Genomic DNA, 23,514 nt, shown 5'->3' with positions numbered 1-23,514 from the left:
TCGCAATTCTTAAATATTGTTTTAATTTTGAACTGCATGAATCAATTTTTAAAACCTGAAATCATTTCATTGAAGGGAGTCGAAGACAACTCAGGAGATCTTTATTTTCTAGAAGAAAGTATGGAGTTGCCTTTTGCAATAGCGCGTTCGTTTTGGATTATAGATGTGCCTGAGGGAGGAAAAAGAGGTGTTCATGCGCATAAAGAAGAGACACAAGTATTAATTGCAGTTCAAGGCACTTTAGAAGTAAGTTTAGAAAAAGGTGAAGAGGTCATGTCTTTTTCACTCAGTTCTCCAAAGCAAGCATTAATATTGCCAGCGATGTATTGGTCAGAAGTTACTTTTAGTAAAAAAGCCATTCTCCTGGGTTTCTCGAACAGGAAATTTTCAGAAAGTGATTATATCAGAGATAAAAATGAGTTTAATGCACTTTAAAAAAGAAATAGATGATCAAGTAAGCCTCACTCTTGACACTTTTGAGCAGAGTTCTCATGATTATTTTTTGCAAAATTTCGTCCCTGTAGATGCAGTTCATTATTTGCATGGGAAAGTTATAAAAAAGGGTGTTATTAAGGGCGAGATTTTTATTTCTATCAATGTTGATTCCCAAGCAGAGTCTTTACCAAAAAGTCCTTTTGGAGGTTTTTGGATTGATGAAACTATTAATTCTGATATTATTTCTGATTTTATCAGGTTTTTAATAGAAAATTTAAAAGACCTTGGTGTCAAAAGTTTCAAGGTAACACAAGCGCCATGTGTGTACGGAAAGAAATCCGATTTAATCGGGTACCTATTATTTAGTCAAGGATTTGTTTTATCCAAAGTTCTGAATCATCAAGTATTAGCTGGGAAAAAGTCTATTAAAAGTACTTTTAATCAGCTTTATTCCAAATATCATAAGAAGGCTAAAGAACAAAAGTACAATATCACTACTGGAAATATTCAAAGCTTTAATTTTCTCCAAGATATTGCTTCGTGGAAAAATACCCGAGGGCATGAAATCTTAATGGAGGAGGATAAGTTGATTCAGCAAGTATCTAATTTTCCTGAGCGTTATTTTGTGATTACGATTCTGCATGAAGGTGAGGCAGTTGCACATGCCATTGCAGTCAAATTGACTTCAGATAGTCTGTATTATTTTTATTCCGCCATCAATCCAAAAAATCAACTCCGCCTAACAGGAGAATTGCTTATGGTCTATCTTCTTAAATTGGCCATGGAAAAGAAAGTTTCTTTCCTAGATTTGGGTTCTTCTGATTTGGATGGGAAACCAAATCATAAGTTGATGTATTTCAAGAATAAATTTGCAGATAACTGGTCAAATAAATCAACATGGTTTAAGGAAATTGAATCATGATTACTTCAAGTTTGGTTTCCATCATTTGTACAGTTTACAATCAGGAAAATTATGTGCTTGAAGCCTTAAATAGTGTTAAAAGCCAGGATTATAAGAATTTTGAACTGATAATTCTTGAAAATGGAAGCAAAGATAATTCAGCAAAACTGATTGAAAAATGGGTGTTTGAAAACGATATTTTGCCAATTAAAGTGATTTATGAAGACATCACACTGCCCTATTGCCAGATTTTCAACAAGGGGCTTGCAATCAGTCAAGGAAAATACATTATGGACCTTTCAGGTGATGATTTGATTTTGCCTGGGCATTTGATCAAGAGTGTTGCTAGATTAATTGACAGTCCTAATTCGGCATTTTGTTTTTCGGATGTTGAACTTTTTGAAAAAGGTGAAAAAGCAAAGACTTTCTATAAAAGAGACCATTATGGAGAATTGATTAATCAGGTTAAGGAAGGTTACATTTACAAAGAAATAATCAAAGGGAATCCGGTTTTATCTCCTTCATTGATTTTTGATGCAGAAAAATTGAAAGCTATAGGAGGCTATGATGAATCATTAGAATATGAGGATTTTGATGTTTTGGTGAGACTTTCAAGAGGATTTCCTGCAGTTTTTTCAGATCATATTGGCGTCAAAAAGCGGATTCATATTGAATCTTTTTCTTCCAATCAATATCAACCTAAAGTCTCAAAAATGCTGCCTTCTACGCTCAAAGTTTGTCAGAAAATTTTTGAGCTCAATCAAGATAAAGAAGAAAATCAAGCTATAATTTATCGTGTAATGTATGAAACCAAACATTCACTTTGGTCTGCAAACTTTGAGGTTGCAAATGATTTTATCAAATTGGCTCAAAAGCTTGGGAGTAAAAGTTTAAAATTTGAGTTTTTCAAAATCTGGGCAAAGTACAGATTTAATATATCTGGAATTTACACTGTCTTGAAAAAGAAATTTTAGCCTACAATTACTTCAACCATGTCAGACTTATTGAAGTATTTTTGAGCCACTTCTAATATGTCCTGAGCAGTAAATGTTCTTATGAAATCTAGTTTTTCTTCATAGAAAGATTGATCTAGACCAGCTTGATGAATACTCTTAAATCTTCCTATCAAATCAAAAGCAGAACTAAAGTTGGAAAGAAAGTTTCCTATCATATAATTCCTGACCGTTTCTAATTCGTTTTTTTCAACCAATTCAGTTTTGAGTAGATTGATCTCTTTGTAGATTTCTGTAATCACCTCATTGAGATATTGCTTCTGAACATCTGCCATGACGACCCAATAATCTGCATTTTTGAGGCTTCCAATGCTGCTATAAATTCCGTATGTATGGCCTTTCTCTTCACGAATATTTTTGATCAATCTAGACCCAAAGTAACCTCCTAAAATGGTATTGAAAACAGAAAGAGCTTGATAGTCAGGATGATTTTTTGGAATCAAATGACAGCCAATTCGGATGGTAGATTGGAGAGATTTTTCCTTTTCTTCATACAATCTATTTTTTTGAATATTATTGAATGCTGGAAATTCTCTTTCAGTAAAATTTACTTTCAAACTACCCAATGCATCAGCAATCATATTCAATTCAACTTCATCTACATTTCCAGTAAGGAATATTTCAGGGTTATACCAAAGTGAGTTTTCGTAATATTCTACTAAATCCTCCCTTTCGATTATTTGAACATCATATTCATCCGATATTAATCCGTAAGGATGATTTTCACCGAAAAGTTGGCTTCTAAACAGTTGGCTTGCTCTTGCTGCATTTTGCTCTTTTTGTAAACTGATGCTCAATGCTTTTTGAGATTTTCTTTTGGCTAATTCTTTTTCAGGAAATGTAGCTTCTGTAAGTAAAGTTCTAAAAACAGGGATGACTTCAGAAAAGTGTTTTTTTGTCGTTAAAAGCGCAATGCTGTTGTTTTCAAATCCTGAACTTACCTCTACTTCACTTGCATAATGATCAAAAAAATCATCTAATTCGGATGCAGAAAGATTTTTTGTGCCTTCCATGATCATATTGAGTGTAAAAAACGAGGTGAGTTTTTTATCCACTAAATCCAAAGATCTTTGTGTGTCAGTGTTGATCTCTAATCTGATCGCGTCAATATCAGGTGTAGGTATAAAATACAAATGGACTCCATTGTTAAGAGTCCGTTTGATTGGGTTTTGTAAGGATATATCTTCTGGTATTTGAAATTCAGGAGATTTACTTCTATCTAAAGTCATCGTTTTGAGATGTTGTATGCTAGAGAAAGTCTGAGTGTTTCTGCCAGTGGATTGTTTTGTACTTGTGGGACTAAGTAAGAGAAATCAAATCCTAGTGTTTTATAGTTGAACCCAACTCCCATAGTGAAGTATCGCCTTCCTCCTTTGTTTACATTTTCATAGAAATACCCTGTTCTCAAGGCTAATTTTTCGTTATAAAGATATTCAACACCAAAAGAAATCATCATCTCCTGCATTTCTTCACTGAAACCTCCTGGTGCGTCAGTGAAGGAGCCAAACATCCCCGCAATAAGTGGTCTATTTGGGTCTTTCCCATTTCCAGGTTCTATTATTAGATTTCCATTGGAATCTGTAATTAAATTTCCATTTTCATCTGTACTATAAATGGGAGGAGTAGGAACCATCAACTTATTGAAATCAAGTGCAAATGTGATTGAATTATATTCATCCATTTTGATTTGATAGGCCGTACCAATTCTAAAATTGGTTGGAATATAATCTAAGTCCTCAGCACTATTATAGGTTAGCTTAGGTCCAATATTTGTAATGGAGACTCCCCAAGACCAAACTCCTTCTTTGCTTCCTGCAAGTACATCTTTGGTGTAAAATAATCCCACATCGGTACCAACAGTTACACCAGGTCTACTTTCTGAACCACGTACGGAGGATATATTTCCTGATAAATTTGAATGTATAAATCTTGCTGAGATACCTAAGCCTAAATTTTCGGACAACCTTCTAGAGTAGGTACCACCAATCGCAATGTCTCTTGGCGTAAACTCTCCCAGTTCATTTCCCCTTTGGTCAGTTAATTGGATATCACCCATATTGAAATATCGTAAATCGAATCCAAAGGCTGAGTTTTCATCTATTTTTTTGTAGCCTGTCAGGTAACTGACTGACATATCATTTACTAATCTTCTTAGCCAAGGGGAATAAGAGAGGGAGAAGCCCATGTCATCTTTGATAAAAGCAAGTTTCCCTGCATTCCAATGTGCAGAATTTGCATCAGGTGAAGTAGCTACACCAACATCTCCCATGGCAGAATGTCTACTGTCTGGAGCAAAGTTCAAAAAAGGAACGGCAGTAGTAATTACACGTCTATTTGGGTCTTGACCTGAGATGATGGTCGAGTTTTGAGCTGTCGCTTCGTAAGTCAAAAGACATACCAAGGGAAGAAAAAGTGCTTTGAATGAATGGCTTACTGATATTTTCATTTAATGATTATTTTGCCGCTCTTTTTATCTGAAGTATTGTCAAATTCTGATACGAGCTGTAATTCGTAAATATAAGTTCCTTTTACGGGATATTTGGTCTTCGAATGGAAAAAAATCCACGCGAAATCATCCAAAATATAATTAGCTCTCACATAACGTTTGCTAGCTTGGTATATTTCATGACCTGATGTGGAGAAAACACGCAAATATAAAATTAAGTTTTCACCGGCTCTGTTATGCTCTATTTTAAAGTTACTTACCTCCTCGCTAGGATTTGGGTAAGTTGTGTTTTTTAGAATTTTCACCGAACGACTTCCATCTACGTGGATCTCTCTTTCTAAGATTGAGCGATTACCGACATTGTCCCATGCTTCGAGCGAAATGATATTTATTCCTTCAACTAGGCCTTCTATCGGAACTCTGATTTCACCTTTTGTAAACGTATTTCCTATAGAAAAGTATAAATTATTAATTGAAACTGGATCATTGTTATTAATTCTCAAAAGTATATCCTGACCAATATTGTTAGACGAAATATTAACCCCACTTGCATCGCTCAATTTTGCGAGTAATTTGATGTTATTTCCTTGAAATACTTCAAAATTCTCTCCATATTCATTTCCAAAAAGCATAGTTATTTCTGGTCCCTCCGTATCGAGTTGAGGTGCTGAATTTGTACCTCCAATAGTGATTTTTTCTGCTCCTATGGCCTCTTGTCCATTTTCAAGTTCTGCAAAAACCCGGATAATCCCCTCACCAAATTCATAATTGATATTTTGAGGAACAATAAGCTCCAACTCAAATTCACCATTGGTGATATCTCCAGATCCTTGAAAAAGTACATTTCCTTCTTCCATGAAACTTGTCGGCGTACTTTCATCTCCCAATGTTCTGAGCTGTTCTTTTTTATCGAATAAAGTCACTTTATAGGTTCCTGTTGCGTTGAGTACTCTCGCATTGGTTAGTGGGTCACTGATACTGCCATGAATTGCAACTTTTTGTAAGGCGCTCAAAGTGTCTTTTCCAACTTCTAATTGAATATCAATAATCTCTTTAATTTTTGATTCTAATTCTGGAGTCGCAAGCTTCAGGGATGGGTCACCAAGCAAGGAAAAGTTCCTGTTGAGCGCTCCATTGAGGCTATTGTTTTTGGTTCTTTTAAAAATCTCTCCAAGATCTAAAGTTTCCCCATTTTCTTTTTGAAATACGTTTTCAATAAAGGCTTTGTTCAAAGCAAAATTGATACTACTAAATACAGGCCTCCCTGTGGTTAAAAGTCCGATTACTCCTTTTTTTTCTGCGAAAAGCATTTCTTCAGCACCTGACCTGAGAAATGGGCTGTCATGTCTTCCAAACTCACAAGTGGCTGTTACAAATAATGGTAAAAGCGGATTTTCTATCCAATCTCTCAAGTCTGAAGTTTGAAAAACGCGCTCTGCGGTCAAAGTGGTTTCATTGCCATGCCCAATAAAATTGAAAATCAAGACACCCTCCTCAATGGTTTTTGTTAAGGCTTCTTTTGCTTGTGGGGATGATTGTCTTCCTGCAGTTCTAATTTGTTCGTATCTGTCTAAGTATATTTTTTCTAATAAATATTCTGGGTGATTTTGAGTTAAAAAATCCGCATGACTTTCGGCATCGTTCAAATGGATATTGTTATCAGCATCATCTGCAAATAGAGCTATTTTTCTTTTCCAATCACCTAGATTAGAGGATTTTAATTCATAAGCGATGATTTTATCTACCATTTCTCTTGCCTCCAAAGTCGAGATTGCTGGGATTCTGCCAACTCCTACTTTGAGGATTTCATCTCCATTACTGCTTTCTTCCCACTCGCCCTGACCAAAATCCAAAAATCCAAAATAGTCATCAGATGAATAGGTTGCCAATGGATTGAGACTATTTCGAGAACTGTATGAAGGTATTAAATTTGGTCTTCCTCCAGAGATTTTACCTTTGTAATCAAATGTTCCTTTTCCAAAAAATAATACGTTTTCTATCTGACCATCTAAGTTGTAATGATAAGACAGGAAATTTCTTATTGCAGTGATGTCATATGTACCATATCCAAACGCATCAAAAATGTCCTGTAAAAGAACCACTCTTGTGCTGATCCCGATGTTATTTTTATGGTTGGCAAGTCTGTCAGCTTCAGGTTTTAGTTGATTATTCGTAATAATCACTAGGGATTGACTTATTGGACTTGATCTTAATTCTAAATTGGCTGGTTTGAATTGAGATATGATTTTCGCCTCGCTAGTGTTGAAAACAACCACTTTTTCCCCTAATTGAATTGAAGTAGATGCTGAGACAAATCGAGTTCGATAGATGTCGTCTAAGATGAAAATATTTCTATCAGAAATTGGAGAGATTTGTATAAGATTATCAGATAAATGAAAGTAAATACCACTTGGTAAATCGGTATTTGGATAGGGGACAGCGATTGAAACAAAATCGATATAAGCTCCGCCATTCACATCAGAAGTTTGATAAGAAAGTTGAAAATTTACAGGCGAGTTATTTTCCAGATTTAAAGGTAATTTGATGGATTCCTCTCGTCCTTTGATCCCATAAATAGCATTTGGAATAGATGGAATGGTGAAATTTGATCTATTTTGACCATTTATCAAAAGATTGAATTGACTTGTTTGAAGAGATTGAGCCATTACTTTACTCTTTATCATTGCTTGACCCGAATTTCCTGCTGGAATTGAAAAAGTGTGATTATACGCTTGTCCGCTAAAAATTGGATTTCCATACCAATTCCTGCCCGAGGAAAGTAGGTTTGTGTCCTCTTCTTTTTTTACTATTATTTGGAATAAATTTCCTGAAGAATTTAGATGGGATTCTTGTGCGTCTGTAATTCTTTTGACTGGGGTTTTAGCTGAAATAAGATAGAAAACAGTATCTGTATAATAATGATGTTGATATTCCCAATCATTTTCTAAAGCATTGACTTGATGTGGTCCTTCGAGATAGAAAAATAATTCATCACCAATTATTTTACTTGGGATTTCTCTTAATGAAAGATCGATGCTATCTAATTTTTGAGGAAGTAAGCCTGCATTACCATAAATGCTGATATCAGTCAAAGCGCTTGCACCAAAATTACTAATTTGATTTGAAGTGATTTTATAAACACCAGATTCCTTAACTGGGAACTTAAAATACTGCTCTTGTGCAGCCAAATAATGGTTAAAAAAGAATGGAAGGAAAAGACTTATCAGAAACCTTCTTAAAAATATTTTAAACTTTGCCTTCATTACTATAGATCACTCCCTCCAATACAGAAAGTGCAATATAAGAAATAATTATAATGGGTATTCCAGCCAAACCTAAAGTTATTAAACAAACAAACCCAATACCCAAAGTAATGTATCTAAAGAGGTTTTTTTGGAATTCATAATTCTTGAATTTAAGAGCAATAAGCGGAATCTCAGCAACCAAAAGGAAAGACATAACTAAAGCTATTCCGATTAAAGTATATGGGTTTGCGATCAAATTTTCAACTATTGGAAATTTATGGACTAAAAACGGAAGTGTGCTTATCAGTAGGGCATTGGCAGGTGTTGGAACTCCAATGAAGCGATCAGTCTGCCTTGTGTCTACATTGAATTTAGCAAGTCGAAGGGCTGAAAATATCCCTATTAAAAATGCAAAAAAGGGAAGATACTCGGCATCTGAAAGGTCTTTGATCCATTGGAAAATTATAAATGAAGGTAATACTCCAAAAGTTACCAAATCAGCTAATGAATCTAGTTGCTTGCCGATCTCACTATGAACTCTCAAGATTCTCGCTACAAATCCATCTAAAAAATCAAAAACTGCTGCCAAAAAAATAAAATATGCGCCATATTCAATTTTTCCGGAAAGAACATAATAAATCCCCATCATCCCTGAGAGGAGATTCAAACTTGTGATTGCGTTAGGGATATGTTTTTTGATCATCAAAACTTTGCTCTTTCTCCTACAAAAGGATTATTGATTTTCTCAAAGCCAATGTTTGTTTCTGGCCCATGTCCTGGATAAATTGTCATTGTTTCTGGCAAGGTAAACATTTCAGTTTTGATGGCATTTAGTAAAGTTAGATGATCTCCACCTGGAAGATCTGTTCGCCCAATGCTTCCTTGAAATAGGGTGTCACCTGCTATGCAAATATTTGAATCTAAATTATAAAATATTAAATGACCAGGTGCATGCCCTGGGACAAATTTGATCTTTAGCGTCATATTACCAAATTCAATTTGGTCATTTTCATCAATAAATTTATCCGGCTCTGTCTCTTCGTAGGCAGGGAATCCATAATTGGAAGCATAGGAAGAAACTGATTTCAGCACAACTACTTCATTTTTATGCATGAGGAGCGGGACATTGTATTGTCTTTTTATGTAAGCATTTCCTAAAACATGGTCAATATGACAATGGGTATTGATTAAGTATTTGATGTTTAGCCCTTCTTTAGAGATGAAATTTTTTAAGGTTTCTTTTTCGGCTTTTTCGTAACAACCTGGATCAAGTATGACAGCCTCTTTAGTTTCATCAAAAAGTAGGAATGTGTTTTCCATGAAAGGATTGAAGGTAAATGATTTAATTTGTAACATAGGTTGAAACATTTTCTTGAAAGGATCAAAATAACAAAGAAAGAATTTAATTTTGGGTATGGAAGTAGATTTTTTACTTATTGGACAAGGTTTAGCAGGTACGATTTTGTCTTATCGACTGATCAAAGAAGGCTATTCTGTAAGGATAATCGATGAGCCTCAGGCAAATAATAGCAGCAGAGTTGCTGCAGGTTTGTATAACCCTGTAACAGGACGGAAAATGGTCAAAACATGGAATGCAGATTTGCTTTTTCCTGAAATCGAGCCGCTTTATGAAGAATTAGAGGGTTTCTTAGAGAGTAAGTTTTTATATAAAAAGCCTATTTACAGACCATTTTTAAATATTGAAGAGCAGAACGAATGGATGGGTAATAGTGAGGATGAAAAGTTTAGGGTTTATCTCAAGAAAATTCAAACAAATCCACTTTATGAAGAAGTAAAAAACGATTTTGGGGGAGTGATTTTAACAAATTCTGGTTATTTGGATATCAATACTTTGCTAGACAGTTATTCAAAATTCCTCAAACAGAAAAATGCTTTAGAGGAAGCATATTTCGATGAAAGTAAATTAATTATTGCTAATGAAAAAATTCAATACAATGACATTTCTGCTAAGGGTGTTATTTATTGTAATGGGTTGGGAACTATGAAGAGTAAATATTTTTCATTTTTACCTTTTTCACCTGTGAAAGGAGAAATATTGGATTTGAAGCAAGATTTTCAACCTGAAGAGATTATTAACCGGGGAGTTTTTAGAATTTCTTTACCAAATGGGCTAGTCCGCGTAGGATCAACATATTCTTGGCATGATTTGGATCAAGGACCAACAGAGAGGGCAAAAATTGAGCTTTACGAGCGATTAGAAAACCTTGTAAGAGTGAAGGAAAAAAAGCTAATCGATCACAAAACAGGGATTCGGCCAGCTACAAAAGATAGAAGGCCACTATTGGGAAAACATCCTGACCACGAAAGCGTTTATGTTTTTAATGGTTTTGGAGCTAAGGGCGTTTCTTTGGTTCCGTATTATAGTAAAATGATGGTGGATTTATTGAAAAATCAGAATCAACCCCAAAATGATGTTAACATAAGTCGTTTTTTTAAGTATATTTAAATTCTAAGTTGCCTTTGACTAATGAAAAATAAGATTTTCTACTACACATTGCTTTTTGGGCTGATAATGCCCGTATTTGTTGCTACTGCTCAGTTTGATCAAGAGAGATTTGGAAAGAATAGGGTTCAGCATAAAGATATTGAGTGGTATTATTTCAGTTCAAATAACTTTGAAGTCTATTATTATGATGGTGGCGTCAATAATGCTAGAATGGCTATTGATTATTTAGAAAATGAATTTGATCGTCTAACGCAGCTCATTGGGTATGTTGCGTACACAAAGCCAAAAATTTTCATCTATAATTCACCTGAAGAACTTTTGCAGAGTAATTTGAACCTTAACAAGGATGAATACACAGTAGATGGGCAGACTTTTTTTAGCAAACTTCTTGGAGAGGTAGCTTACACAGGGACTTGGGAAGCCTTCAAAAAGGATTTAATTTATAGCACATCTAAGGTTATTATAGAAGAGATGCTCTATGGAGCTACTATAGCTGATGCATTTCAATCAAATTTGATTAATAGTTTTCCAGATTGGTATATTGAAGGTGTAGCAATGTATCTAGCACATGGTTGGAATAGAGAAATGGATGATTTTATCAGACATTATTTTGTAGAAGATAAGAAGCAAAAAGTTCATAGACTTCAAGAAAAAGAAGCAGCTCTAGTCGGTCAATCAATCTGGAATTTTATCGCTGAAAAATATGGGAGGAGGTACATTTCAAGTATTTTGAATCTAAGTAGGATAAATAGAAATGAAGAAAATAGCATAGCTAATACAATAGGTCTCAATTACAAGATTTTTACAGAGCAATGGCAGCAGTTTTATGTTCAAACAAATGAATCTGTATTGACTACTTTTAAAGATTTTAATCAAAATAATGTTGTCAATAGAACTAAGTCAGGAGAGTTAGGAAAAATTAATGATATCAAGTTTAGTCCTGACGGAAAGCATTTGGCTTATGTAATCAATAAAGGTGGTAAATATAAAGTCCAAGTTCAAGAAGTAGCGACGAAGAGAGAGCGAACGATTTTATCTGGAGGAACACGTTCCGCTGATCAACCTGCTAACTTAACCAGTCCAGTAATTGCATGGAGAGATACTTTAAATCTAGCAATTGCAACATACAAAAGAGGAACTACATCCTTGATTTTAAGAGCTATTGATGGGTCAAATCAGGATAAAATCTTTCTGAGAAATATCACACAGATTTTAAGTTTAGATTACAATTCTACTGGTAGAAATATGGTTGTTTCAGCCATTTCAAACGGAAAAACAGATGTCTTTTCTCTAAATGTTCGAGGTGTAGGAAAGCGTCTCACCAATGATGCTTTTGACAATATAGATCCAATATTTTTAAATGATTCAACTATTGTTTTTTCATCAAACTTTACTGAGCTTCCAGACTCTGTTTTGACAAGATATCCAGATGTAAGGAAGCTACCAGATTATTTTAATCTGTATAAAATAGATATCACAGATTCTACCGAAGTAATATCAAAATTGACCAATAGCAATTTTATTAATGTTAAACCAACAGTCTTAAATTCAAATTTCATACTTCACCTGAGTGATCAAAGTGGAATTATGAACTTGATGAGAATGAGTGCCAATGGAGCGATTTCCAGTCAAGTGTCTTCTTTTGATAAAAGTATAGAAGCGTTCGACTATTCTTCAAGATTAAATAGGGTAGCGTATTCTTACCGAGACGGAAATCAAAGTTACCTAGTAGTTGAGCCTTTCAACAATACAGACCAATTTACTCCTAGTATTCCTCGAATTCAAATTCAACAAGCTAAAACTCTTAACGAAAGGATTACAAACCGAAGATTAGAACAACAAGAAACTCGAGTTGAGCCTAGAGATTCTAGAACAGGGATTACTCAAAAGTCTGAGGAAGTTAAAAGAGATTCAACTTTAAACATCAAGCTAGAAGATCTTATTGTAGGTGGGAATCAGCAAAGAGCTGTGAGTAATTCTCAGGCCAAAGTGACAGCAGTAAGTAATGATACCATTCCAGTAACGGGCAACATGACTGGTAGTATCAATACAGAGCGATTAAGATTTGAAAGAAGAGGTGGAATAGATACCGAGAATTACACGTTTGATACAGTTCCTGCTTTGGTTCAGCCTACTAATAGTCTTTCTCAACTTCAATCAAGAAATAATTTACTAGATAAATTTAGAAGTCAAAGTATGAGAAGAATGGTTACTGGTCCTCAAAAAATGACACCACAATTTATTACCAGTAGTTTAAAGACCACGTTTGTAGTTGATCCGTTGAGAGGTTTTGGTGCTAGCTTGAATGGTAAGATGTCCGATTTACTAGAAAACCATCTTTTTGAAGGAGGGATAATGACTACCTTAGATTTTAGGTCAGGGAGTGACATTTTCTTTGATTATCAATACTTGAAACAAAGGATAGATTTGAGAGGCAGGTTTGATCGTAGGACGATTCAGGTGACTGAGGGCGATTTGACTTTCCAAAAATATACGCTTACAAAAACTGAATTGGGCTTTTCTTATCCTTTCAATGTTCATAGTAGGGTGATGGTAGCACCATTTTTCGCCAAGAGTCAATATTTTAATTTAAATTCAGATTCAATTTTAAGAGGAGTAGTTCCTGAACAAAATAGGTTTGATGTCAATTATACTGGCGCTAAAGTGGAGTTTGTAGTGGATAAAACTCAGCAGCTTGGCTTGTATATGCAAGAGGGTTTGAAAGGGAAAATAGGAGCTGTGCATTATCAAGGGTTAAATAACAGTGAGCGATCCTTTACTAATGCTTATTTGGATTTAAGAAATTATCAGAAAATTCACAAGAACATAACATTTGCTACAAGATTATTTGGAGGAACTTTCTTTGGTCAAAATCCCCAAACTTATCTTGTTGGTGGAATGGATAATTGGCTTTTTAATCAATTTTACAGGCCTCCTACAAACAGGCCAGAAGCATCTCCAGTGAGAAATTCAGGAGGATTTGAAAATTCAAATATTCTTTTTGCTGAATTTGTTGATTTGAGAGGTTATAATTATGATGAGATCCGAGGACGAAATGTAATTACTTTTTCTTCTGAATTGAGAATTCCGTTATTTTCATACTTATCGAGAGGAAATATTACATCAAACTTCATTAAAAATTTCCAATTGGTCGCGTTCTATGATGTAGGCACTTCGTGGAATGAATCCCCACCTTGGGAGCGTGTGAATGATCAGAATACTGAGGTGATTGATACAGAAGGATCCCCTTTCTTGATTACGCTAAACAATTTTAACAACCCTTGGCTTCAAAGTTATGGAGCAGGTATTAGGACAGTTTTGTTGAATTATTATGTAAAGTTTGATTTAGCGCGCCCAATTAGAAACTACGAAACAGACGATTTGAAATTTTATGTTACCTTAGGGTATAATTTCTAATCAATTTTAATTTTATATGATTAAGTCAATGACAGGCTATGGTTTAGCCAGTTTTGAGGATGATACGTTTATATTAAGTGTAGAGGTAAAAACGTTGAACTCAAAGTTTTTGGATCTTTCGATCAGAAGTCCAAAGCAATTTTCTGATAAGGAACAAGAAATACGAAATATGGTAAGTGCTGTTCTTGAAAGAGGAAAAGTGAATGTTTCTATAGATTTTTCAAGAAAGGTAGGAGAGGATCTTCCGGTAGGGTTTAATGTAAGTTTATTTTCGAGTTATTATCATAAGTATCTGGAAATGTCCAATCTCGTTGGTGCAGATTCTAAGGATTTATTTAAAATTGCCTTACAATCTCCAAATGTGATGACTCAAGTAACTGAAAAGACATCAGCTGCTGAGGAATGGGAGGTAGTAAAAAAATATTTGAATATTGCGTTGATCAATTGTGATGGGTTTAGAAGAGATGAAGGAAACGTGTTAGAGAAGAAGTTCAAAGAGAATTTGAGTGTTTTAAGATCAGGGCTAGCGAGTATATCCAAAGAAGATCCAATTAGAAAAGAAAGAATTAGACTAAGAATCAGGAATAACTTCAAAGAATGGCTAGAAGAAAACGATTTTGATAAAAACCGTTTTGAGCAGGAATTGATTTATTACTTCGAAAAAGTAGATATCACTGAGGAAATTGTAAGATTAAGCACCCATTTAGATTACTTTGAGAAAAATCTAAAGGAAGGCACAAATCAAGGTAAAAAACTTGGGTTTATCAGTCAAGAAATCGGAAGAGAAATCAATACAATTGGATCAAAAGCGAACGATGCGAATATCCAAAAGCATGTGATTGTGATGAAAGATGAGCTTGAAAAGATAAAGGAACAAGGATTGAATATCATTTGATTTTAAATAAATACATAAAAAAACCTGCTAGAATTAGCAGGTTTTTTTATGTAGAGATCTTTTTGGTTTAACCCAATTTGAACCTGATTGGTAATCTCATTCTTACTCTTACAGGTCTACCTCTTTGTTTTCCAGGTTCCCACTTAGGAGCAGCTTTAACTACACGAAGTGCTTCTTCATCACAACCTCCGCCAATTCCTCGTAGAACGTCAACATCTTGAATACTGCCATCCGTATTTACAACGAACACAACATACACAGTACCTTCAATTCCCATTCTTCTTGCTTGGGTTGGGTATTTTAGATTTTTTCTAAGATATTCATTCCAACCTTCCATACCCCCTGGAGGGTTTGGAGCATTTTCCACCACATCAAAGATTGTTTCAGCTTTTTCTTCTACTGGAGCATCAGAAATTACAATCTCTTTGATGACAGTCTCCTCTTTCACATCCACATCAAAGTTTACTTCGATTTTTTCTTCAATTTCAATTTCATCAGGTATCTCCTGAATAATTGGTTGCTCCACTGGTGGTGGTGGTGGTGGTGGTTGTTCAGTGATAGGAATATCCAATAATTCTTCGAAATCATCAGTCACTTGTCCTAAATCTTTCAAATTCCTGTCATCAAATGACTTGTATTCGAAAGCAAATAGGACTAGACCAACACTTACAAGCAGACCCAAATTCAGGAACATTCCTGATTTTTTTGTCAAGTCAGCTTCTGGCGTTTTTTTAGCTTCCATGGTTGTTTACTTTATAACGGTTATTAATTTATCCTAGTTTGGAGGTAACAATTCTAGCTATTTATTTTTACTTATACAAGTTTAGAATTCTTCTTGTATAAAATATAAAAACAAATTATTCCAACGGCTCCTCCAAGTATATTTGCGGCAATATCAAAATAGTCAAAAGATCTATTTGGAACTTCTTGCTGCAAATATTCAACTAATATAGCAATAATAATCCCAAAAACTAAATAAATAGTAAATATTTTTAATTTTATTTTTTTTCGAGATGTATTTGCTACTCTTAGCCAGAGAAATATTAGGACAAAAAATAGACCAAAGTGTATTATTTTGTCTTTAAATGGAAATAATGGTGTGTTGGGAAATTTGTCTCCTGGACTCAACATGGCTATAATTACAAGTGACAGCCATGTTAAGGCAGGAATAAATCTAAATTTTAAAATATTATCAAGCACCTACAAGTTCAGCATATGCCTCAGCCGAAAGTAATTCTGAAGGGATTTCCCCTGAGAATTTTATTTTGATCATCCAACCTGCGCCATAAGGATCTTCATTGACTACTTCTGGTGCTGATTCCAACTCTTCATTGAATTCAATGATTTCACCTTCTAGTGGCATGAACAGATCTGACACTGTTTTCACAGCTTCGACAGTACCGAAAACATCTCCTGATGTGATCGTTTCACCCACTGTCTCTACCTCTACATAGACAATATCTCCAAGCTCTCTTTGGGCAAATTCTGTAATACCAATTGTTGCGATGTCACCATCTATTTTAACCCATTCATGGTCATTCGTGTACTTAAGTTCTTTAGGGAAATTCATATGATTTTTTTTTGACAGTCAAAAATACGAGGATTACTTTAATGATAAAATCTATTGGGCTAAATTAAATCTTAATTGACCACCAAATGCTGTAGAACTTCTTCTAAATGCAGTGGTAACTCTAGGGTCATTGATCGTTCTATCAAAATAGATTGTAATATTCAGATTTTGATTAATCACATAACCTATGGTAGGTCTGATTTGTATATTTAGATTTCCATTGGTAACTGTACTGCCTTCATCTAACTTTCTCTGAACTTGTCTTGTATCCACTACTCGTGTATTTATTCTAAGTTGTAAATCATTGTTTAGGACTTCTTGTCTTCCTTGAATTTTGAAAGGTATTTTTACTCCAGCTTTTGTATATCCCAAATCAAATCCGAAGTCTCGACTTCTTTGTTCTGTAACTTGAGCATTTGAAAAATTGAGACCGAGATTTCTTTCATTATTGTATTCCATTGAAATATTGAGCCTGTCTTTTGTTAAGAAATTAACACCAATCAAAGGAGAAAAACGTTCTGTAAGTACTACTTGATTCAGGATAAATATAGGAATGTATTGTCCAAATTCATTGGTTAGATTTGCACCTGGAATATCCTGAATTGAATTATAGAGTTCCAATCCATCTTGATAAAGAAGTGAGTTTGAAAAATTACTTACTTCATATGTCGATGAATATCCGTGGGTAATATTGATGCTAGAGAAGTATTCTTTTAAGGCAGGTATTTGAGTAAGTCCTTTGAAGTCTAGTCGCCAGTTTGGCAAAGGAATTTTTGGGAAAGGGTTTAGATCCATTGTTGCGGGGTCTTTTCCACCATAAGCGGCTAAGAAAGCTAGCCCAAGTACATCTTGTCCATTTTGAGAATATTCACCTCCTGGATTACTGGAATTTAATCTTGATTGAATTATCTCTCTGTAACTTTCAAAATTAGTAAATAGGGGAGAGTTGTTATTTTCATCATCTCTCGAAAAAGTAGTTCTAATCATCGAATAAGTTATGCTATAGCCCCCCATTCTATTCGGACTTATTGGATTATATTGTCCAGGATTATCTACTGAGTTTCTGAAAATCTCACTGTATTGCCCAGTTTCTCTTTTTCTAGCTTCAAACGTAAGCCTAAAATCCCTAAAAGGCTCTGCAATACCTGATATTTGAAGATTTTTTGTTTGATTTTGACTAAACTGCTGCGTAAGCTCCGCGCTTGGTGCCATCAGTCCATTATTTGCTAGCCCAAACCTTACATCAGGATTTTGACTTCCTAAAATAAAACCAAACCCAGGGTTTAAGAAACTTCTGTCTAAACCCAAAAGTCCAGTGTTTTCCATATATCCAGGCAAATATGTTCCTTCAATAATTGAATATCTAAAATTGATATCCTTTATCATTGTTGCGAATTTCAAGAGTTTATTAGTAAAAGGTGTACCAATAGTATCTTCTGCATTTAGAGAAGGTCTACCTGGAATAGATGGCCTTTTTGGTGCTGTGAGCGCTTTATATTTAGCACTTTTGTTATAAAGCTTTACAAAATCAAATTTACCAGTGAAAGTCCTGTCTCTGGTATTTTGAATAACATTGCCCAATGTATCACGTTGACCAATTGCTCCAGTCATCCAAGTATAATCAGCAGCATATCTTACATCTGTGCTAACCCAATCTAAGACTGGAATTTTATTGAACGGAATCTTATAGTTTACATCTACTCGATGATTATAATTGGTTGTTCTGCCGAGGTTTCTAATGTTATTTCTTATGGAATCTAACTTTGCGTCTGTATCTATTTCACCTTCTGGTTCATCGACAACTGCCAAGACCCTACTAGTAAAATCTATCCTTAAATTTTGTGTCAAATCCCAATTTACGTTGTAAAACCTATTTAAGAAAAAGCTTTTTTGGAAGAAAGGATCTACTCCATCAGTAGTAAGTTGATCATTTCTATACTGTGTCCGCATGAAGCGTCTGTCCATATCAATCCTCGCGGATACTGAGGTAGGGACGAAATTAATGTTAAAATCCTTTAGCAATTTGCCATAGGACCCACTTAAGAATTCTGATGATTTGAAGGGTTCAAAAATCAATGGTTTTGGCGAATAATTGTATGCAATATTCCCTACATAGGTCTCAAAATTATACGATTCAGTATTGATATTACTTTGCTGAACTGATCCAAATGCATAAGAGAAAGAAAAATTACTTAGGTCGTATATTCTAGAAGTCTCCTTATTTGGATTCTTATTTTTACGCACATTTGTGAATCCAATATTTCTTCTTTTGACTTGATCCAAAACTTGTGATCTGTAAAGTTCACGTTCTGTGTCGGAATTAAATTTGCCAAGGGCAATTTCAAATGGTACATCTGGGTTGAGCGGGTCAAATTCAGGCCTTGTACTTGAGTTTTCTAAACTGACATACATTGGAATACTTACATTCAATGCTTCTGGAAGTAGTTTCTCTACCGCTACATTTGCTGAGATATCATATTGTGTAGTTGACTGTCTAGCTCTTTGAGAAAGTCTTGTTTCTAATCCTCCAAAACCAATTGTATTGTGTCTTATTGAAGTGGAGATCGTTGCTAGATCGGCTATTTTCATATTAAGTATGGCATTTGCTGCCCAACCTGCAGATTCATTGAATCCAGTGGCACGAAGCTCATTAGCCCATATACAGACAGATTTTGACGCGGAACCTGTTTCTCCTGGATTCCTTACCCCAAGCATCATTCCTTGAACCATATTAAGTTCAGGCCTGCCGACTACAGTTACTTTATATTGTCTTACATCTTGCGTAAAAGCCAAATTCAGAGGCACTTGTTGATTGTCTCTAGCTACTTTTACACCTACGATTTCAGAGATCGCAATGTCAATCTCATTTTCTAATGGCCAAATCTGTCTTGGATCTCTAGTACCTTTTGGAGTAATCAAAAGAGGAACTTCAATTTCATAATAATTGTCTGTGTAATCTGTACCCAGTCTGAGGAAAGCTGTCAATTCTCCATCTTGTGCATCTTCACTATCGGCATGGAAAAACATTTTTAACCTTCCAAATTGAACCAAATCCTGTCTGGTATTTTTGAAAACAGCTCTAGCATCTCTCGCTTGGAGATCTTCCACGCAAAGACGAAGGGACTGTTCATTGAGTTGTCTTTCTACTGTAGATAAGTTATCTCTATCTCTGGTGATTCCTGGAGGAAGTACATAAGGGCTTTGAGTAGGGCTGCCTTGACTATTTTCTTCTATGTTGACTACGCCAACTGTAAGGTTGGAATTGTCTGGTTCTGGAATTTCAAAAAAACCTCTTTCAAATAAAGATTCTTGAAATACCCTCCATTGAGAACCAACTAACCTGAAGTTTGCCATTCTCATTACAACAGGCTGTTCAAAATCAGTCAAGTAAGTCCTCATGAAACGAATAGATTTGAAGCCTGAAATATCACCTTCAACTCTGTCTGGTGTTCTTACTGGAATTCTGAATAAATACCAATCAACCTCATCTCCGCTTTGTGTGCTCGTGACTTTGTCAACGATGTAATTTCTCCCCACTTCAAGCTGCCCAGGTCTTAAGTCTAATTCATATTCATAATAACTCTCTAGCTCATTAATGGTATTGTCATTATTTAAATCTTCATTATTTGGAAGATTTGATCCAGAGGGGGTATAAGGTAGGTTTTGGTTGGCCGTAATTGGTGTATTACCTTCCATTCCATTGAACTTTTTATAACGTTCAAGGATCTTTACGTTATTTTGATCAAAATTTTCATCAAGATAATATTGAAACTTATCTTCAGAAGGATCTTGTAAAATTCTATTTAATGCAGTTGGGTTTACATTTAGTCTATTAATAAATCTATCTCTAAAGTATTCAACTTCGTCTTCGCTTTTCAGTCCGTCAAGGCCAACATCTTGATTTTCTCTGGCTTCAGGAGAATTATCGAATGCAGGAATTAAAAACTGCTCTCTAGTAATTCTTCCCCATTCGGTTGATGCTGTTGCTAAAGGGTCTCCATCAGCAGGAAGACCATTTTCAAACCCATGCCTTCCATCTTTAGTCAAATCTTCAGAGACATCACCTAAATTGATTCTTAGCTTACCTCCCGTGGTATTGTTTTCGTTGAAAATCCCATCTAAAACCCTTCCATTTTCTCCTTGTATAAATGGGTCTAAAAGCCAAAATTCTATGTATTCGATATTGGTACGGTCAAAATCCACTTCTGTGGTAATTGCACGGGTGACACCTCCATAATTATTTCTTGGATTAGGCAGCAGACCTTCATTTGTAAGATTTGGATTGTAATTATACATGCCTCTTTCGCTAGGGAAATATGCCATTTCGAAAAGCGGTTCTGGAACTATTATTACATCCCGATCTCTACGTGGGAAAATTTCTTGTGGTATTACCCTTCTTACATAATGGTTTTGGCGGTCTTCTCTTGTGATATTAGAAGGTACACCAGGGCCTGATTCTCTATAAAAAACATTATCAATATTGTACCAAGCTACTTTTGCTCTTCTATATGCATTTCCCAAGCGATCTTCAGTCATGTTGCTTTGATCAAATGCATCATCTTCTGTTTTTGGTGTTGAAGCAAGATGCCAAGTTTGTGCAGCAGATCCACCTAAGTTGAAAGGGGTTATAGCTGATTCAAAATCATCTATATAAGCGGCTTGCTCACCATTGACTCTATTTGAAGTACCAGGGATTAGTTGGGCAAATTCCCCACTAAACTGTACAAGTGAATTTTCTTTTGTATCGGTAAAAGGTAGTGCATCAGCAAGTTTGGTTAGAAATCTTGATTCATCACTGAAATTTGCATCTAATCCCCACATGCTATTTCTTAAGGTTTCACTTCCTGCTGCAATCCTAGTAATATTTGGTCTTTCATTAAGATAGAGATACGTTGCACCCAAATTGAATTTATCACTAAAAATATAATCAAGTCTAGTTCCTAAAAGACTTCTGGTCTGGAAAGAAACCAAATCAGCTTTTTCAAAACTAATATTGATCCTTTTTCCCGATTGCAAAATCCCTTCATTGATGATGTTCAATCGGCCAATGTTATAATCTATAGTGAAATCTACTCCTTCTGTCAAAGGAATGTTTCCTGCCATTACGATGACAGAACCTGGAGAAATATTTAAGCCTGGAAGCATGATCTCAGAGGCAGATCCAGCAGTCAGTCTTCCTTCAATAAAATATTTGTTCAGTCTAGTAACTAGTTCAGCATCAGCTTGCGTCGTTCTATAGAGCGTGTCATAAACAAACTTGTCTATTAAGGCAGCTTCATTAGGTAAAAATAGATTTTCAAGTGTTTTTCCAAAAGGTTCAAGAACAGGAAAAACTACCATTCCTCGATCTGGAAATATTGTTATGCCTGGGATAAAATCAAAATTACCATCTGGTGAAGGATCATTTTGTGGATTTAAATTATCTAAACCTGTGAGTCGTATTAAAGGTCTGTTTTTAAGATTTTCACCTTCAAGCAAACTTGGGTTATCAAGGCCTGTTCGGTCATCTCTATAAATTACTTGAAGCTGAAAACCATCCTTTTGGATTTGGTTTGCATTGAGGTTGTAGACGTTTTTCATCATCAAATCCCATGTTGGGATTCTGGTGTTGATTCTGGCTGGTCTCAACATTTTCATAAAGATAATTTCATCTTCAGGCCTGTTTTGATAATCTTCAGAAAGCTCACCTACTTTATATACATTGCCATTGTAAGTATACTCATAAGAAACAGCCAATACTTCATCGTTTTGTAGTTTTCTGGACAGTGAAATATACCCTAATTCTCTATTGAAAATAAATTCTGTTTGAGCTAATTTTCTAGCCCCATTAATTTGTTCGAAATCTGAACCTCTTACTAAATTAAGGTTTGATTCGATTGCACTTGAACCCGTATCAAATGGTCTAAATGCAGGGTTACTTGAAAGATTGCTAAATAATAAATTCGACCCATTTGCAGCTGGCGCACCAGGTGTGCCTGTCCCAATATTAGGATTTCCAGGTTTGAAAAGTCTTTGCCCTTCACCTAAATCCATAAATGCAGCGAAATTTCTTAATGTTTCCGTATTATTTGCCCGGTTCATGATATAAACTTCAACTCTGGTGATATTCACTCCCGATAGGATTTGAGGAAGTCCACGTAGCCATCTTTCGTAATTATCTCTAAAGAAATGTGCTAAGAAAAAATGCCTATTTTCATCATAATCAGAACCTTGAATTTCAAATGCACGTCCTTGCCCCCCTCCTTCGATTACAAGTTCGTCACGTCTCCCTCTTTGTGTAGAAGCTACGCCTGTTACGAAAAGTTTCCCAAATTGAAGTTGGGTTTTGACTCCAAACAGGTTTTGGGATCCTTGTATCAAGCTATTTTGAACTGGCATACTTACGTTTCCAATTTCAATAGACTTGATAATGTCTTCCTCAAATCCTGTATATTCGACTTTGAGTTGGTTTTGAAAATCAAATGAATTGTTAGAATCGAAATTGGCACCTAATTTCATTTTTTGCCCAAGAGAGCCATTGACACTCATCTGGATCTGTTGATTGAAATTAAAGCCTCCATTCTGTTGTTGACGAATTGGAATTGAAGGGTTGTCAACTCTTCTAAAAATAGCACCAAGATCTAGATTCACATATCCTGTTGGTGTGATATTGATTTCATTACCACCAAAAATCCTATCAAAACTAGGACTTGTAGTCATTGGAGGTATTAGTCCTCTTCCGCTTACGGCACTTTCGCCATCGGCTCCTCGGGATCGATCTCTCCAATATTGTTGCCTCATTCGAAATTCCTCTAACTTTGAGTATTCATCAAAGTCATATACAAATCCTGAATTCACACTCGTGGAGTCTATTTGCTCCTGAATCCTATATTTTAAAGTTGAATCTAATTCTACTTGAATTCGCTCTTGTCTAGGAGAAGTAGGATAAAATGGAGATTGAATCCCGTTGTTTAAGAGCTGATTAGGATAGAGAGGACTTGTCCTAAGACTTGGCCAAAGTAAATAAGATGGTAAAATTCGTCTCTGATTGAGCGAATCAATTTTTGTTTTGGTAGTGTCTTGCTGAGCCTGCTGTGCGCTTGCATTAGGCAGTACGATTATTCCCAACAAAAACAGTGTAATTGT

15 protein-coding genes are annotated in these 23,514 nt (G+C 35.2%); 6 read left to right on the top strand and 9 right to left on the bottom strand.

Annotation, left to right across the window (positions count from 1 at the left end):
• Positions 1-36: 36 nt before the first annotated feature.
• From BELBA_RS00630 to BELBA_RS00620, 3 genes are read left to right on the top strand one after another with little or no spacing between them, the layout of a single operon-like run.
• Positions 37-435, top strand: coding sequence for a sugar 3,4-ketoisomerase (locus BELBA_RS00630; protein ID WP_014770817.1), 399 nt, complete (start codon positions 37-39; stop codon positions 433-435).
• Positions 425-1,357 (top strand): hypothetical protein, encoded by a 933-nt coding sequence (locus tag BELBA_RS00625; RefSeq protein ID WP_014770816.1) that lies wholly within the window; start codon positions 425-427, stop codon positions 1,355-1,357. The genes BELBA_RS00630 and BELBA_RS00625 overlap by 11 nt, the downstream gene beginning before the upstream one ends.
• Positions 1,354-2,310: a glycosyltransferase gene (locus tag BELBA_RS00620; RefSeq protein ID WP_014770815.1), complete on the top strand. Its 957-nt coding sequence runs from the start codon at positions 1,354-1,356 to the stop codon at positions 2,308-2,310. The genes BELBA_RS00625 and BELBA_RS00620 overlap by 4 nt, the downstream gene beginning before the upstream one ends.
• On the opposite strand, the gene BELBA_RS00615 is transcribed toward BELBA_RS00620, so the two are convergent.
• Genes BELBA_RS00615 through BELBA_RS00595 form a run of 5 tightly spaced genes read right to left on the bottom strand, consistent with a single transcriptional unit; the run spans position 2,307 to position 9,396 of the window.
• On the bottom strand, positions 2,307-3,578 hold the full coding sequence (locus BELBA_RS00615) for a M16 family metallopeptidase (RefSeq protein ID WP_014770814.1): 1,272 nt from the start codon (positions 3,576-3,578) through the stop codon (positions 2,307-2,309). The two genes, BELBA_RS00620 and BELBA_RS00615, sit on opposite strands and share 4 nt — an antisense overlap.
• Positions 3,575-4,795, bottom strand: a complete 1,221-nt coding sequence (gene porV, locus BELBA_RS00610) for a type IX secretion system outer membrane channel protein PorV (RefSeq protein WP_014770813.1) — start codon at positions 4,793-4,795, stop codon at positions 3,575-3,577. The genes BELBA_RS00615 and porV overlap by 4 nt, the downstream gene beginning before the upstream one ends.
• Entirely contained in the window at positions 4,792-7,983 is a 3,192-nt protein-coding gene (gene porU / locus BELBA_RS00605) for a type IX secretion system sortase PorU (RefSeq protein WP_245531109.1), read from the bottom strand. The genes porV and porU overlap by 4 nt, the downstream gene beginning before the upstream one ends.
• A 58-nt stretch (positions 7,984-8,041) precedes the next feature.
• Positions 8,042-8,743 carry a CDP-diacylglycerol--serine O-phosphatidyltransferase gene (gene pssA / locus BELBA_RS00600; protein WP_014770811.1) on the bottom strand — a complete coding sequence of 234 codons (702 nt, stop codon included), beginning with the start codon at positions 8,741-8,743 and terminating at the stop codon, positions 8,042-8,044.
• Positions 8,743-9,396, bottom strand: coding sequence for an MBL fold metallo-hydrolase (locus tag BELBA_RS00595; protein WP_014770810.1), 654 nt, complete (start codon positions 9,394-9,396; stop codon positions 8,743-8,745). The genes pssA and BELBA_RS00595 overlap by 1 nt, the downstream gene beginning before the upstream one ends.
• 58 nt (positions 9,397-9,454) lie before the next feature.
• Here BELBA_RS00595 and BELBA_RS00590 point away from each other — a divergent pair, with 58 nt between their 5' ends.
• Genes BELBA_RS00590 through BELBA_RS00580 form a run of 3 tightly spaced genes read left to right on the top strand, consistent with a single transcriptional unit; the run spans position 9,455 to position 14,819 of the window.
• Entirely contained in the window at positions 9,455-10,507 is a 1,053-nt protein-coding gene (locus BELBA_RS00590) for an NAD(P)/FAD-dependent oxidoreductase (protein ID WP_014770809.1), read from the top strand.
• A gap of 21 nt (positions 10,508-10,528) precedes the next feature.
• The gene (locus BELBA_RS00585) at positions 10,529-13,924 is read left to right on the top strand and encodes a PD40 domain-containing protein (RefSeq protein ID WP_014770808.1); all 3,396 of its coding nucleotides are present in this window, start codon (positions 10,529-10,531) and stop codon (positions 13,922-13,924) included.
• A 16-nt stretch (positions 13,925-13,940) separates the two neighbouring features.
• Positions 13,941-14,819, top strand: a complete 879-nt coding sequence (locus BELBA_RS00580; RefSeq protein WP_041779164.1) for a YicC/YloC family endoribonuclease — start codon at positions 13,941-13,943, stop codon at positions 14,817-14,819.
• 67 nt (positions 14,820-14,886) lie between these two features.
• Here the strand turns inward: BELBA_RS00580 and BELBA_RS00575 are convergent, their stop codons facing one another.
• The 4 genes from BELBA_RS00575 to sov all read right to left on the bottom strand — a co-directional run bounded on the left by BELBA_RS00575 (position 14,887) and on the right by sov (position 23,499).
• Positions 14,887-15,561, bottom strand: a complete 675-nt coding sequence (locus tag BELBA_RS00575) for an energy transducer TonB (protein WP_014770806.1) — start codon at positions 15,559-15,561, stop codon at positions 14,887-14,889.
• A 71-nt stretch (positions 15,562-15,632) separates the two neighbouring features.
• Positions 15,633-16,019, bottom strand: coding sequence for a VanZ family protein (locus tag BELBA_RS00570; protein ID WP_245531108.1), 387 nt, complete (start codon positions 16,017-16,019; stop codon positions 15,633-15,635).
• Positions 16,012-16,389, bottom strand: coding sequence for a glycine cleavage system protein GcvH (gene gcvH, locus BELBA_RS00565; RefSeq protein WP_014770804.1), 378 nt, complete (start codon positions 16,387-16,389; stop codon positions 16,012-16,014). Before gcvH ends, BELBA_RS00570 begins: the two co-directional genes overlap by 8 nt.
• A gap of 51 nt (positions 16,390-16,440) precedes the next feature.
• Positions 16,441-23,499 carry a T9SS outer membrane translocon Sov/SprA gene (gene sov / locus BELBA_RS00560; protein WP_014770803.1) on the bottom strand — a complete coding sequence of 2,353 codons (7,059 nt, stop codon included), beginning with the start codon at positions 23,497-23,499 and terminating at the stop codon, positions 16,441-16,443.
• Positions 23,500-23,514: the final 15 nt, after the last annotated feature.

The sequence above is a fragment of the Belliella baltica DSM 15883 genome (assembly GCF_000265405.1).
GTDB lineage: Bacteria > Bacteroidota > Bacteroidia > Cytophagales > Cyclobacteriaceae > Belliella > Belliella baltica.
Note: the sequence above shows the minus strand (reverse complement) of the source record. Positions and strands in the feature narration are given on the sequence as shown.